Here is a 12971-nt window from a genome sequence, read left to right on the forward strand (position 1 = left end):
ACTGGTTATTTCCCGATACAGAATTCAGAAAATATCACATCGAGAAGGTTCTCAACATCCACGCGGCCGGTTATCCGTCCAATTGCGTCGCCAGCAAGGCGCAACAGTTCCGCGCGTATATCCAGCCCCAAGTCCTGACTTGCCAAGCTGTCGTCGATCGACCGCTGCGCCTGCCGGAGACTATCGACATGGCGCCGCCGCGAAGGCAGCGACAGCGAGGTCCGCCCACTGAGATCCGGCAGGTGCGCCGCGATCGCGTCCAGCAGTCGCTCCATGCCTTCGCCGGTTCTCGTCGAGACCAACACATCCGCGGCCCCCTCGCGCCAGCCATCACTGCCGCGATCAAGTTTGGTTCCAACCCGTAGCACGGGCGTCGTGTCGGATGGGAAGTCGGACATGACATCAAAACCGTCCGGCGCATCGGCCAACAGCAAGATCAGATCTGCTCTCTCGATAATTTCTCGTGCGCGACGAATACCTTCTTGCTCTACTCTCTCGTCGGTTTCCCGCAGCCCCGCCGTATCGTAGAGCTTAACGGAGAATCCGGCTAAGGAAAGGTCCACGGAAAGAACGTCGCGGGTCGTACCAGCAATCTCGGTGACGATTGCAATGTCACGCTGGGCCAGTGCATTGAGCAAGCTCGACTTGCCGGCGTTCGGCGCACCGGCGATGACGATCTTCAGGCCGTCGCGGATGATCTCCGCGATCGGCGCATCGGCAATATGTGCTGCTATCTCTTGCGACAGCATGGACATATCCTGCCAGATGCGCTCGCTGACCGAGCCCGGCACATCGTCTTCATCGGCAAAATCGAGCTCGGCCTCGATCATCGCCCGCGCATGGGTCAAGCGCTTCGCCCAGCCGGCATAGATCTTTGATTGTCCACCGCCGGAGTGTTCGATCGCGAGCCGGCGCTGCATCTCGGTTTCCGCAGCAATCAGGTCGGCGAGACCCTCCACCTCGACCAGGTCAAGCTTGCCGTTCTGGAAGGCGCGGCGCGAAAACTCACCGGCTTCCGCATGGCGCAAACCCTCGAGCTTCGAGAGTTCCTCAAGCAAGGCGTTTACTGCCGCCCGACCACCATGGATCTGAAGCTCGGCGCAGTCTTCTCCTGTAAACGAGGCAGGTCCGCGAAAATAGAGAACAAGGCCGCTGTCGATGACATCGCCGTTACGGTACCGAATCGATCTCAATGTCGCCGACCGAGGTGTTGGCACACCACCACACAACGCCTGCAACACCGCTTCAGTGCGCCCGCCGCTGATACGCACGACTGCGACGCCGGCGGGCAGAGATCCGCTGGAAAGCGCATAAATCGTGTGCGTCGCTGTCATGGGCTCACCTGAAAAGACCGCGGACACGCAGGGCGCGTCGATGGTCGATGCAATGGGGATCGTCGAAGTTCCGGACCGGATCGTTCCGCTTCGCGGAGCGCGCTCACGCGGGGCAAACGCTATCTCAATGGGTCGGCGTGCTTATGCCGAAAGAATGCCGAAATTTCAAGGCCTCGCCGCATCCTCGTATTTCACGGTGGGTAGGTGTTTCACGTGAATCAGCAGAAACGGTGTCTGTCTGATTGCGGGCCTAGTCGGAGATTGTTGCGAAACCGAATCGAATGACCGGAGAATCCGGCTAAGGTTTTGAAACGAGAAAACCGGCCGACGCGTGGTCGACCGGTCCCGAAGTCGGATGATGAACGCGTCTTAGGTGTTCATCGAGTCGAAGAAATCGCCGTTGTTCTTCGTCTGCTTGAGCTTGTCGATGAGGAACTCGATTGCGTCGGTCGTGCCCATCGGCGCCAGAATACGGCGCAGCACGAAGATCTTTTGCAGATCCTGGCGCGGAACGAGCAGGTCTTCCTTACGCGTACCGGACTTGAGAATGTCCATCGCCGGGAAGATGCGCTTGTCGGCGACCTTGCGGTCGAGCACGATTTCCGAGTTGCCTGTGCCCTTGAACTCTTCGAAGATCACTTCGTCCATGCGGCTGCCGGTGTCGATCAGCGCCGTCGCGATGATCGTCAACGAGCCGCCTTCTTCGATGTTACGGGCGGCACCGAAGAAGCGCTTCGGGCGCTGCAGAGCATTGGCGTCGACACCACCGGTCAAGACCTTGCCCGATGACGGAACAACGGTGTTGTAGGCGCGGCCGAGGCGGGTGATCGAGTCAAGCAGGATAACGACGTCACGGCCGTGTTCCACGAGGCGCTTGGCCTTTTCGATCACCATCTCGGCGACCTGTACGTGGCGGGTCGCCGGCTCGTCGAAGGTCGAGGACACGACTTCGCCCTTCACCGAGCGCTGCATGTCCGTCACTTCTTCGGGACGTTCGTCGATCAGGAGAACGATCAGGTAGCATTCCGGATGGTTCGCGGTGATCGAATGGGCGATGTTCTGCAGGAGAACAGTCTTACCGGTGCGCGGCGGAGCGACGATGAGGCCGCGCTGGCCTTTGCCGAGCGGCGCAACCAGGTCGATGACCCGGGCCGACAGATCCTTCGAGGTCGGAACGTCGAGTTCCATCTTGAAGCGCTCGTTCGGGTAAAGCGGCGTCAGGTTGTCGAAGTGAACCTTGTGACGGATCTTTTCCGGATCGTCGAAGTTGATGGTGTTGACCTTGAGGAGGGCGAAGTAGCGCTCGCCTTCCTTCGGTCCGCGGATCGGACCCTCGACCGTGTCGCCGGTCTTCAGCGAGAAGCGGCGGATCTGGGAGGGCGAGATGTAGATATCGTCCGGACCGGGGAGGTAGTTTGCATTCGCCGAGCGCAGAAAGCCGAAGCCGTCCTGGAGCACTTCAACGACGCCTTCACCGATGATCTCGATATCCTGAGCCGCGAGCATCTTGAGGATTGCGAACATCAGCTCCTGCTTGCGCATCGTGCTGGCGTTCTCCACCTCGAGCTCCTCGGCGAAAGCGAGCAGATCGGTCGGCGTCTTGTTCTTGAGTTCTTGTAGCTTCATTTCAGCCATGAAGGATCCATGTTTGGTATGGGTAGTGGGGAGATGGCGAGTATTCGTTAGGGAGCTGCAGCAGGAAGGGGCAGGCTCTTGTCTTTGTCACAAGCCATGAAGAGGAGATGGCAGAAAATAGCGATTCACGTGAAACCCTGCAAGGGGCTGTCGCAAATTAGAAACGCCTATGACAGGCCGCAAATCGATTAAATTCAGAATGGCTTCACGACGACCATGATGACGATGAGGATCATCAAGAGGGTAGGCGCCTCGTTCATCAACCGCCAATAGCGCGCATCGTGCCTGTTCTCGTCGCGCTGAAAGGCGCGCACAGCACGGCTGAAACGCATGTGGACACCGGTCAGCAGGACCACGAACAGAAGCTTGGCATGCAACCAGCCACCCTGGAAGCCATAAACGCTCCAGGCCAGATAAAGCCCGAGCACCCAGGAAATCATCATGGCCGGGTTCATGATGACTTTCAGGAGCCGCAACTCCATCATCTTGAAGGTTTCCGACTGGGCGGAGCCGGGTTCCGCATCCGTGTGGTAGATGAACAGCCTGGGCATGTAGAGCAACGCCGCCATCCAGGACATCACGGCGATAACATGCAGCGCCTTGATCCAGAGATAGAGATCATCCGGGCGCCAGACGAACAGACCGACGAGAAGCGCCACGAACGCACCAAGCGCGATCGCTGCCCTGAGCCGCGCCCTGTTGCCCGGCGCCCGGTCGGTCTGCTTCTCCGCCATCATCGCGCTCCACGAACCCGGGCAACCAGCGCCGAGACATGATCGGGATCGGCCTGCGGCGTTATGCCATGGCCGAGATTGAAGATCAGCGGGCCGTGACCGAGTGCGTCGAGAATGCGGTCAATGCCTTCCTCAAGCGCCACGCCGCCGGCAACGACCCGCATCGGATCGAGATTGCCCTGTATCGGCCCTTCCTTCTGCAGATCCTTCGCAAAGGAAAGCGGAACGGTCCAGTCGAGACCGATCGCGTCAGCACCGGTCGCCTGCCGATATCCGTTCAACAGCTGCCCTGCGCCCTTCGCAAAGGCGATGATCCTTGCCTGCGGCCGCTGCGCCCGAACGGAGGCGATGATCCGCTGCACCGGTTTGACGGCGTAGCGGGTGAATTCCTCCTCACCGAGAACACCTGCCCAGGAATCGAAGATCTGCACCGCATCGGCGCCGGCATCGATCTGTCGCACGAGATATTCAGCCGATACATCCGCCAGAAAGCCGAGCAGATGATCAAAGGCTTCGGGATTGCGATACGCGAAGAGACGGGCAGGGGCCTGGTCCGGCGTCCCCTGGCCGGCGATCATATAGGTCGCAACCGTCCAGGGAGCGCCACAGAAGCCGAGCAGCGTCGTTTCCAAGGGAAGCTCTGCGCGCAACCGCGAAACCGTCTCAAAGACCGGCTGGAGGTGTTCAGCGATGCCCTCAGGCTTCAGGAGACGGATACCATCATCATTGATCGGATCCATCCGTGGCCCATGGCCTTCCTCGAAGCGCACGTTGCGTTTCAGCGCATCGGGAATGACCAGGATGTCGGAGAAGAGAATGGCGGCATCGAAAGCGTAGCGACGGATCGGCTGCAACGTGACCTCGACTGCGAGATCGGGCGTGTAGCAAAGATCGAGGAAGCTTCCGGCTACGGCGCGCGTTGCCCTGTACTCGGGCAGGTACCGTCCCGCCTGGCGCATGAGCCAGATCGGAGGAGGTGACACCGTCTTCCCTGCCAAAACCTCCAGAACCTTTCTGCGTGTTTCGGTCACGGATCATCTCTCCCAATTTAAAATCAAAGATATTTAGAAGGTTTCTATTTCTTAGAGTCGGTGGGTATCAAGGATTAAAACAACGCACTGACTTGTCCACGACCGGCGATCACGACGCCCAGCGAAGGGAGAATGAGTTCGATCTCTGGAAAAACAGCGTGGTCAATCTCAGAAAGGCATTTTGAATCAGTCATTTAAGTCGCGTTCGATTTTTGACGCGCCTGTGGAAAAGCGGTTGATATGCGTGACACTTTGTCCGCGCCGTGAGTCTTGTCCACATCCGCCGCGAAACAATGTCCGCCGCAGCCCCAATTGTGAATAACTCGGCTGTTTTCCACTTGCCTGGATCCAGGCCCCGTCGTTAGCTGTGTTTCATCCCGGCTTATCAACAGCACCAGGAGAATTGCGTGGAGAACAAGAAAAACTACTTCCACCTTCACCTGATTTCGGACTCAACGGGCGAGACTCTGATTGCTGCCGGGCGCGCCGCCGCGGCCCAATTTCAAAGCTCGCATGCGCTCGAGCACGTCTATCCGCTGATCCGGAACCGCAAACAGCTGCTGCAGGTTCTCGACGCGATCGACGGCGCACCGGGCATCGTTCTCTATACAATCGTCGACCGCGAACTCGCCGATATCATCGATCGCCGTTGCCGCGAGATGGGCGTCCCTTGCGTCTCCGTGCTGGATCCCATCATCGACCTCTTTCAGTCCTATCTGGGATCCCCGTCGCGGCGGAGATCCGGTGCTCAGCATGTGATGGATGCGGAATATTTCGCGCGCATCGACGCGCTCAATTTCACCATGGACCATGACGACGGTCAGCTGCCGGCCGATTTCGACGACGCGGATGTCGTCCTCATTGGCATCAGCCGGACGTCGAAGACGCCGACCAGCATCTATCTCGCCAACCGCGGCATCAAGACAGCGAACATCCCGATCGTCCCCGGCGTACCGTTGCCTGAAAGATTGATGGAAGCGACGAAGCCGCTCGTCGTCGGGTTGATCGCGACGGCCGACCGTATCTCGCAAGTGCGCCAGCACCGGGTGCTCGGAACGACGCAAGGCTTTCACGGCGATGAGTACACCGACAAGGCCTCGATCACCGAGGAACTGAAATATGCCCGGTCGCTCTGTGCGCGCAACAATTGGCCCGTCATCGATGTCACCCGCCGTTCGATAGAGGAAACGGCAGCGGCAATCGTTGCCCTGCGTCCACGTCTGCGTTAGAGCGGATTCGAACAATTCGGGAACTTGAATGATGACATCTTCGCTCGTCCTGGCTTCGGCCAGCCCGTTTCGCCGGGCGCTCCTGGAGAATGCCGGCCTGGTCTTTGAAGCGAAGGCAGCCGAGATCGACGAGCGCGCGCTGGAAAAGCCGCTTGAGGATAAGGGCGCTGCGCCCGAAACCGTTGCGCTCGAACTGGCGGAAGCAAAGGCACGCGATGTCGCCAGGTATTTCGCAAACGCGCTGGTGATCGGTTCCGATCAGACAATGTCATTGGGGTCGCGGGTCTACCACAAGCCGAAGACCATGGCGGAAGCCGCCGCACATCTGCTTTCGCTCTCCGGCCAGACGCACCGCCTGAACAGTGCTGTCGTCCTTTTGCGTGGCGAAGACGTCATCTGGCGCCATGTGTCTACTTCCCACATGACCGTGCGCCCGCTGACGGCAGATTTCGTCGAGCGTCATCTAGAGCGTGTCGGCGAAAAGGCGCTTTCGAGCGTCGGCGCCTACCAGCTGGAAGGCGAGGGCATCCAGCTCTTCGAAAAGATCGAGGGCGACTACTTCACCATCCTCGGTCTCCCGATGCTGCCGCTGCTTGCCAAACTCCGTGAACTGGGAACGATCGATGCGTGATTCACGTGAAACATTTGTTAACCACGCCTTCGTCACCGGCTATCCGATCAAGCATTCCCGGTCGCCGTTGATCCATGGCTATTGGCTGAAACAGCTCGGTCTGCCCGGCAGCTATCGAGCGCACGAGGTCAAGCCGGAAGAATTCGCCGCCTTCATTGCCAGCCTCAAGGACGGGACATCCGGTTTCTGCGGTGGCAATGTGACCATCCCCCACAAGGAAGTGGCCTGTCGGCTGGTGGATCAGCCGGATGAGCTCAGCCAGGAACTCGGCGCCGCCAACACGCTGTCGGTTCAGGACGGAAAGGTGCATGCCACCAATACCGACGGCCGCGGCTTTGTTGCCAACCTCGACGAGCGGGCGGCCGGCTGGGACCGGACGTCGACGGCAGTCATTCTCGGCGCCGGCGGCGCAAGCCGGGCGATCATCCAGGCTGTTCGTGATCGCGGCATCAAGACGATCCATGTCGTCAATCGCACCGTCGAACGGGCGCAGGAACTTGCCGACCGGTTCGGTCCGGCGGTGGAAGCCCATCCGATGGGCGCACTCAAGGACGTGATGACCGGCGCAGGCCTGTTCATCAATACCACCTCGCTCGGCATGGACGGCAGCAAAGCACCGGCGATCGACTTCGGCGTTATGGCTTCGAGCGCAGTCGTCACGGATATTGTCTATGTTCCGTTGAAGACGCCGATTCTGGCGCAGGCAGAGGTGCAGGGCTTTGCGATCGTCGACGGTTTGGGCATGCTTCTGCACCAGGCGGTGCCCGGCTTCGAACTCTGGTTCGGCTGTCGGCCGACGGTGGACGCCGACCTTCGACAATTGATTATCGACGACATGGACAGGCACTGAATGATTATCCTTGGGCTCACCGGATCGATCGCCATGGGCAAGTCGACGACCGCCCAGATGTTTCGCGACTTCGGCGTGCCGGTGAACGATGCCGACGAGGTCGTGCATCAGCTCTATAGCGGCGAGGCGGTGGCGCCGGTGGAAGGGGCGTTTCCCGGAAGCACGAAAGATGGAAAAGTCGATCGCACCGAACTCTCGCGCCAGCTCATGCAGGCGCCGGAACGGCTGCGCGAGCTTGAGGCGATCGTCCATCCGCTGGTGCGCGGCAAGGAGCAGGAGTTCCTCGCGGAAAACCAGGCCGCCAGCGCGCCCTTCGTCGTCCTCGACATTCCTCTCCTGTTTGAAACGGGTGCGGACAAGCGGGTCGATCGCGTCGTCGTCGTGACCTGTTCGGCCGAGCTGCAGCGCCAAAGGGCGCTGAAGCGCCCAGGAATGACCGAGGAAAAACTTGCGATGATCCTTGCGCGTCAGGTGCCGGACAGCGAAAAGCGTAAACGCGCCGACTACATCATCGATACCAGCGACAGTTTCGACGTCACCCGGGGCCAGGTGAAGGCCGTCGTCGACCAACTCGCAGCCAGCAACGGAGACGCGGATGCGTGAGATCATCTTCGATACGGAAACGACAGGCCTCGACAATCGCGAGGACCGAGTGATCGAAATCGGCGGTGTCGAGCTCGAGAACCAATTTCCGACCGGCCGCACGCTGCACATCTACATCAATCCCGGCAACCGCAAGGTTCACCCGGATGCGCTCGCCATCCACGGGATCACCGACGAATCCCTGAAGGACAAGCCGCCATTTGCCGATGTGGTCGACCAGATCCTCGAGTTCTTCGGCGACGCGCGCTGGGTCGCGCACAACGCCACCTTCGACATGGGCTTCATCAACGCCGAGTTTGCGCGTCTGGGCATGCCGCCGATCGCCATCGAGCGGGTGACCGACACGCTGGCGCTTGCCCGCCGCAAACACCCGATGGGGCCGAACTCGCTGGACGCGCTTTGCCGTCGCTACGGTATCGACAACTCGCACCGCGCCAAGCACGGCGCGCTTCTCGACTCCGAACTGCTGGCGGAAGTCTACATCGAGATGATCGGCGGCCGTCAGGCAGCACTCGGCCTTGTGTCCAGCAGATCGACCGATCAGGCAATCGAACTCGACGACGCGCCGATCCTTATCGGCCAGCGGCCGCGTCCCTTGCCGAACCGGCTCTCGGAGGCGGACCTCGCCGCCCACGCGGCGTTGATCGCGAAGATCGGCGCCAAGGCGATCTGGGCAAAATATGACCCCCAGGACTAAGGCAGATACGAAAAAGCCCGGCACATTGGCCGGGCTTTTCGTTTCAGCAATCTGAAATTCGATCAGTTTGCGGTTTCGTTCGAAACCTGGGCGCGGACCTTCTCTTCGGCCATGCGCTGAGCGAACATCTGCGCGAAATCGATCGGGTCGATCATCAGCGGCGGGAAGCCGCCGTTGCGGGTTGCGTCGGCAACGATCTGACGGGCGAACGGGAACAGCAGGCGCGGGCACTCGATGAAGAGCAGCGGCAGCATGTGCTCCTGCGGGAAACCGGCAACGCGGAAGACGCCGCCATAGGCGAGCTCGACGTTGAACAGGACGCGGTCGCCGTCCTTGGCTTCTGCGTTCAGCGAGAGCACGACGTCGAAATCGTTCTCTGCGAGCGGGTTGGCATTGACGTTGACGTTGATATTGATCGACGGCGCCTTGTCACGGGCCTGCAGCGAACGCGGCGCGCCCGGGTTTTCGAAGGAAAGGTCCTTGATATACTGGGCGAGGATGTTCAGCGTCGGGCTCTGCTGCGCGCTGCCGTTGCCGTTGGATGCGGTATCAGTCGTCATAAGGGTTCCTCGACAAAAATAGGTGAGGCCATCTAGCATTTCGGCCTAGGGCTTACAACCCTGCGGGCCCGGCGCTTTCCAGCGGGCGCTGGGTTTCTGCTCCAAGCGGAAAGCTGAAAGCATGCTCCGGAATATGGGCGATAGAGTGCCGTTCGCGCATTCTGTCACCGTGGCCTCTTGGCTAGGGCTGGCGGCGATCGCCGACCTGTGGCGGATCCTCGTCGTCCGTTCGCGAGAATTCGCCCTCATCGAGATCGATGACGCGCGGCGAGGGGCGCGGTTCGTGCGGCCGTGTCCAGCCGGCACCGGATGCCGCGGTCACGATCGTCATTCGCTTGCGCAGGAAACCGGCAACCGCATTACGCACGAAAGGCAGAAACAGCAGGAGGCCGATCACGTCGCTGACGAAGCCCGGCACCACCAGCAGGATCGCGGCGACGAACAGCAATGCGCCGCCAAGCACCTCCCGGCCCGGGTCGCTACCGTTGCGCGTGGCGTCCTGCATCCGGCGAATGACGGTAAATCCCTGGACTCTCAGCAGGATAACGCCGACAAATGCACTGGCAAGAACCAGAAGCAACGTCATCAGAAGGCCGATCTCTCGGCCAACGACAACGAAACCGGCGATCTCGGCCAGCGGAAGCCCTAGGATGGCAAGGGGGATAAGAAATGAACGCATCGATGCTGCCCGAAAATGAAACCTGGTGTCACATCCCCGTCTAAGGGTGCGACATCGCCATTTGAATGATCTATCCTTGCGGACTATATGGAATAGCCACGAGAAATTCTAACAGCGGTTCCGGGTGGAAATGGGCTCTTTTGACTTCATCACGTTTTTTTTCCTGATCGCCGCGGTGGTCATTTTCCTCCAACTGCGCAGCGTCTTGGGCCGCCGGACCGGGAGCGAGCGGCCGCCGTTCGATCCGTATTCGCCACGCGACATGAGCCAGGGGCCGGAAAACGGCGACAAGGGCAAGGTCGTGCAGCTGCCGCGCCGCGAGAATGCGGACGAAGAAGCAAACCGCTACGAAATGATCGACGCTTTCGCCAAGACCGGAACGACGCTCAACACCCAGCTGCGGGCGCTGAGCGACGCGGATCAGGGTTTCGATCCCAAGGAATTCGTCAACGGCGCCAAGATGGCCTACGAGATGATCGTCATGGCTTTCGCGGATGGCGACCGAAAGACGCTGAAGAATCTGCTGTCCCGCGAGGTCTATGAAGGCTTCGACGCGGCGATCACCGATCGCGAGCGCAAGGGCGAAGTCGTCAAGTCCACCTTCGTCGGCATCGACAAGGCAGATATCATTCACGCCGAAGTGAAGGACAGCGAAGAGAACATCACCGTTCGCATCGTCAGCCAGCTGATTTCGGCGACCTATGACAAGCAGGGCGGCCTGATTGACGGCGACGCCGAGTCGGTTGCGGAGGTCAACGATCTCTGGACCTTCGCGCGCGACATTCGTTCGCGGGATCCGAACTGGAAGCTGATCGCCACCGAATCCGAAAACTGAGCGGACGCGGTACCCATGTCCTATCGACTTGAGCCAGCCCGTTTCGCCGAGCTTCCGGGCTGGCAACATGATGATCCGATCGCGGTGATCGAGGCGATGCGTCGCTGTCACCAGCATGTCTCGACGGTCAAACCCTATCGCGCGGGTTCTCTCGGGATTTCAGTCGACGATCTTTTGCCGGCCTTCTCCGCCTCGCGGCAGCAGGTTGGTAGCGGAGAGAACGCACGGGCGTTTTTCGAAGCGCATTTCGTCCCCTTCCGGATCGTGCCCGAAACGGGTTCCGGTTTTGTCACGGCCTTTTACGAGCCCGAGATCGATGTCCGCACCGAAGCGGACGAGACCTATCGTTATCCGCTCTACCGCCGACCGGACGATCTGGTCGATGTTCACGATGGCAACCGGCCGGAGGGGATGGATCCCTATTTCGCCTTCGGTCTCTCCGAGGGTGGCCGGATCAGCGAGTATCCGGACAGGCAAGCGATAGAGCAGGGCCATCTGGCCGGCCGCGGCCTGGAGATCGCCTATGCGAAGTCCAAGGTCGAGGTCTTCTTCGTTCATGTCCAGGGTGCCGCACGACTCCGCTTCCCGGATGGTTCGCGCCGCCGCGTCACTTATTCGGCCAAGACCGGGCACTATTTCTCAGCCGTTGGCAAATTGCTGATCGAGCGCGGCAAGATCGATGCCGCCACCGTTTCGATGATGAGTATTCGCGACTGGCTGGAAGCGCATCCCGAAGAGGTCGATGAGGTTCTCTGGCACAACCGGTCATTCATCTTCTTCCGCGAGGCAGAAGTCGAGGACGAGCGGCTGGGGCCGATTGCCGCCGCCAAGGTCTCGCTCGAACCGAACCGGTCATTGGCAGTTGATCGGCTGATCCACACCTTTGGCGTTCCTTTCTTTATCGCGAGCGAGAGCCTGACGCGGCTCGATGACGGAAAACCTTTCCAGCGTCTGATGCTGGCGCTCGATACCGGCTCGGCGATCGTTGGCCCGGCTCGCGGCGATATCTTTACCGGATCCGGTTTCGAGGCCGGTGAGCGGGCCGGAGCGGTTCGCAACGCAGCCGACTTTTACGTCTTCGTTCCCAAGGCGGCCGCGGCCCGTTACGGCCATGGCTAAGGACAAGAAACTCTCGGCCGAGGATCGCATTCTCTGGGGCAAGGTTGCCCGTTCGGCGAGACCGATGGCCGGTCGACTCGCCGACCTGATGGAGATTCTGGCCGAAGACGAACAGGCAAAACCTCCGGAAGAGGCGAAGGGCAAGCAGCGGCCGCACCAGCCGGCAACAGCTCTCGAGCAGCCGGGCATAGCGCTGACGAAGAAGCTCGGCGAAAAAGTGCATCATCCACTGGAGCGGCCGGTCAAGCGTAAGCTGGCAAAGGGGCACCTGGTGCTTGAGGGCCGGATCGACCTGCACGGCATGATCCAGAGCGAAGCGCACGGACTTCTTCTGCAGTTTCTGCTGCGGGCGCACGAGCGGGGGCTGCGACATGTGCTCGTCATTACCGGCAAGGGCACCTCGTTCGGCAGCGACGGCGCCTTGAAGCGGGCGGTGCCACTCTGGTTCTCGCTTCCCGAATTCCGGCCGCTGATTTCGTCCTATGAGCCGGCCGCCCGTAACCATGGCGGCGACGGCGCGCTCTACGTCCGCCTGGCGCGGGTGAGAGGCAGCGCGCTATGACGCCCTTCGGCCAGGCTCTGCGCGCCCTCAGGCGCCGCAAGGGCGTGTCGCAGAAGGAGATGGCAAAGGCGATCGGCGTCTCGGCCGCTTATCTCTCGGCGCTCGAGCATGGAAAGCGCGGTGCGCCGAGCTTCGACTTCCTCCAGCGCGTCACCGGTTACTTCAACGTGATCTGGGACGAGGCGGAGGATCTGTTCCGCATTGCCAACGTCTCCTCGCCAAAAACGGTGCTCGACACGTCGGGTCTGACGCCGGAGCACACGGCCTTTGCCAACCGATTGAGCGAACAAATTCGCGCTTTGTCTCCGGAGACGATCCGCAAGCTGCAAGATGTTTTGGAAAAAGCCACATTTCCTGATAATGACAGGGGATGAATGCTTGTTTCCGGCCGCCGCGCGGCGGTCCGGGATTTGGAACCCTGGACAAATTTTCTATAGTCCAAGAGGCGTCCGAGACGTGATTCGCAACGAAT

Annotated in this window: 15 protein-coding genes; 9 read left to right on the top strand and 6 right to left on the bottom strand. The window is 60.4% G+C overall.

The window, feature by feature from the left end:
* Positions 1-5: 5 nt before the first annotated feature.
* The 4 genes from mnmE to hemE form a co-directional block, all read right to left on the bottom strand.
* Complete coding sequence (gene mnmE / locus IB262_RS17340; protein WP_112977250.1) at positions 6-1334, bottom strand: tRNA uridine-5-carboxymethylaminomethyl(34) synthesis GTPase MnmE; 1329 nt, start codon at positions 1332-1334, stop codon at positions 6-8.
* 369 nt (positions 1335-1703) lie between these two features.
* Positions 1704-2969 carry a transcription termination factor Rho gene (gene rho / locus IB262_RS17345; RefSeq protein WP_089044254.1) on the bottom strand — a complete coding sequence of 422 codons (1266 nt, stop codon included), beginning with the start codon at positions 2967-2969 and terminating at the stop codon, positions 1704-1706.
* Positions 2970-3163: 194 nt separating this feature from the next.
* Complete coding sequence (gene hemJ / locus IB262_RS17350; protein ID WP_089044253.1) at positions 3164-3706, bottom strand: protoporphyrinogen oxidase HemJ; 543 nt, start codon at positions 3704-3706, stop codon at positions 3164-3166.
* A complete protein-coding gene (gene hemE / locus IB262_RS17355) occupies positions 3703-4734 on the bottom strand; it encodes a uroporphyrinogen decarboxylase (RefSeq protein ID WP_192493717.1) in 1032 nt (343 codons plus the stop codon). Before hemE ends, hemJ begins: the two co-directional genes overlap by 4 nt.
* 407 nt (positions 4735-5141) lie before the next feature.
* On the opposite strand from hemE, the gene IB262_RS17360 reads away from it, so the two are divergent.
* From IB262_RS17360 to dnaQ, 5 genes are read left to right on the top strand one after another with little or no spacing between them, the layout of a single operon-like run.
* Positions 5142-5963, top strand: a complete 822-nt coding sequence (locus IB262_RS17360; RefSeq protein WP_034800138.1) for a pyruvate, water dikinase regulatory protein — start codon at positions 5142-5144, stop codon at positions 5961-5963.
* A 31-nt stretch (positions 5964-5994) separates the two neighbouring features.
* The gene (locus tag IB262_RS17365; RefSeq protein ID WP_112977278.1) at positions 5995-6594 is read left to right on the top strand and encodes a Maf-like protein; all 600 of its coding nucleotides are present in this window, start codon (positions 5995-5997) and stop codon (positions 6592-6594) included.
* The gene (locus tag IB262_RS17370) at positions 6587-7444 is read left to right on the top strand and encodes a shikimate dehydrogenase (RefSeq protein ID WP_112977252.1); all 858 of its coding nucleotides are present in this window, start codon (positions 6587-6589) and stop codon (positions 7442-7444) included. Before IB262_RS17365 ends, IB262_RS17370 begins: the two co-directional genes overlap by 8 nt.
* Positions 7445-8047 carry a dephospho-CoA kinase gene (coaE, locus tag IB262_RS17375; protein ID WP_090295168.1) on the top strand — a complete coding sequence of 201 codons (603 nt, stop codon included), beginning with the start codon at positions 7445-7447 and terminating at the stop codon, positions 8045-8047.
* Positions 8040-8744 (top strand): DNA polymerase III subunit epsilon, encoded by a 705-nt coding sequence (gene dnaQ / locus IB262_RS17380; protein ID WP_060521525.1) that lies wholly within the window; start codon positions 8040-8042, stop codon positions 8742-8744. The genes coaE and dnaQ overlap by 8 nt, the downstream gene beginning before the upstream one ends.
* A 62-nt stretch (positions 8745-8806) precedes the next feature.
* Here dnaQ and secB read toward each other — a convergent pair whose 3' ends face one another.
* Entirely contained in the window at positions 8807-9304 is a 498-nt protein-coding gene (secB, locus tag IB262_RS17385; RefSeq protein ID WP_060521526.1) for a protein-export chaperone SecB, read from the bottom strand.
* A gap of 181 nt (positions 9305-9485) precedes the next feature.
* Entirely contained in the window at positions 9486-9983 is a 498-nt protein-coding gene (locus tag IB262_RS17390; RefSeq protein ID WP_034800132.1) for an FxsA family protein, read from the bottom strand.
* A 130-nt stretch (positions 9984-10113) separates the two neighbouring features.
* Between IB262_RS17390 and IB262_RS17395 the strand changes: the two genes are divergently transcribed.
* From IB262_RS17395 to IB262_RS17410, 4 genes are read left to right on the top strand one after another with little or no spacing between them, the layout of a single operon-like run.
* Positions 10114-10818 (top strand): Tim44/TimA family putative adaptor protein, encoded by a 705-nt coding sequence (locus tag IB262_RS17395; RefSeq protein WP_034800130.1) that lies wholly within the window; start codon positions 10114-10116, stop codon positions 10816-10818.
* Between the two features lie 15 nt (positions 10819-10833).
* Complete coding sequence (locus tag IB262_RS17400) at positions 10834-11937, top strand: murein transglycosylase A (RefSeq protein WP_060583749.1); 1104 nt, start codon at positions 10834-10836, stop codon at positions 11935-11937.
* Complete coding sequence (locus IB262_RS17405) at positions 11930-12499, top strand: Smr/MutS family protein (RefSeq protein WP_060583750.1); 570 nt, start codon at positions 11930-11932, stop codon at positions 12497-12499. The genes IB262_RS17400 and IB262_RS17405 overlap by 8 nt, the downstream gene beginning before the upstream one ends.
* Positions 12496-12873, top strand: a complete 378-nt coding sequence (locus tag IB262_RS17410; protein ID WP_112977253.1) for a helix-turn-helix domain-containing protein — start codon at positions 12496-12498, stop codon at positions 12871-12873. Before IB262_RS17405 ends, IB262_RS17410 begins: the two co-directional genes overlap by 4 nt.
* Positions 12874-12971 lie beyond the last annotated feature (98 nt).

It is taken from the genome of Ensifer sp. ENS02 (assembly GCF_014851885.1).
GTDB lineage: Bacteria > Pseudomonadota > Alphaproteobacteria > Rhizobiales > Rhizobiaceae > Ensifer > Ensifer adhaerens.

Bases quoted from the DNA above. Each gene is read 5' to 3' on its own strand.
- mnmE (WP_112977250.1), bottom strand. From the start codon at position 1,334: ATGACAGCGACGCACACGATTTATGCGCTTTCCAGCGGATCTCTGCCC.
- rho (WP_089044254.1), bottom strand. From the start codon at position 2,969: ATGGCTGAAATGAAGCTACAAGAACTCAAGAACAAGACGCCGACCGAT.
- hemJ (WP_089044253.1), bottom strand. From the start codon at position 3,706: ATGATGGCGGAGAAGCAGACCGACCGGGCGCCGGGCAACAGGGCGCGG.
- IB262_RS17365 (WP_112977278.1), top strand. From the start codon at position 5,995: ATGACATCTTCGCTCGTCCTGGCTTCGGCCAGCCCGTTTCGCCGGGCG.
- IB262_RS17370 (WP_112977252.1), top strand. From the start codon at position 6,587: ATGCGTGATTCACGTGAAACATTTGTTAACCACGCCTTCGTCACCGGC.
- coaE (WP_090295168.1), top strand. From the start codon at position 7,445: ATGATTATCCTTGGGCTCACCGGATCGATCGCCATGGGCAAGTCGACG.
- dnaQ (WP_060521525.1), top strand. From the start codon at position 8,040: ATGCGTGAGATCATCTTCGATACGGAAACGACAGGCCTCGACAATCGC.
- secB (WP_060521526.1), bottom strand. From the start codon at position 9,304: ATGACGACTGATACCGCATCCAACGGCAACGGCAGCGCGCAGCAGAGC.
- IB262_RS17390 (WP_034800132.1), bottom strand. From the start codon at position 9,983: ATGCGTTCATTTCTTATCCCCCTTGCCATCCTAGGGCTTCCGCTGGCC.
- IB262_RS17395 (WP_034800130.1), top strand. From the start codon at position 10,114: ATGGGCTCTTTTGACTTCATCACGTTTTTTTTCCTGATCGCCGCGGTG.
- IB262_RS17400 (WP_060583749.1), top strand. From the start codon at position 10,834: ATGTCCTATCGACTTGAGCCAGCCCGTTTCGCCGAGCTTCCGGGCTGG.
- IB262_RS17405 (WP_060583750.1), top strand. From the start codon at position 11,930: ATGGCTAAGGACAAGAAACTCTCGGCCGAGGATCGCATTCTCTGGGGC.
- IB262_RS17410 (WP_112977253.1), top strand. From the start codon at position 12,496: ATGACGCCCTTCGGCCAGGCTCTGCGCGCCCTCAGGCGCCGCAAGGGC.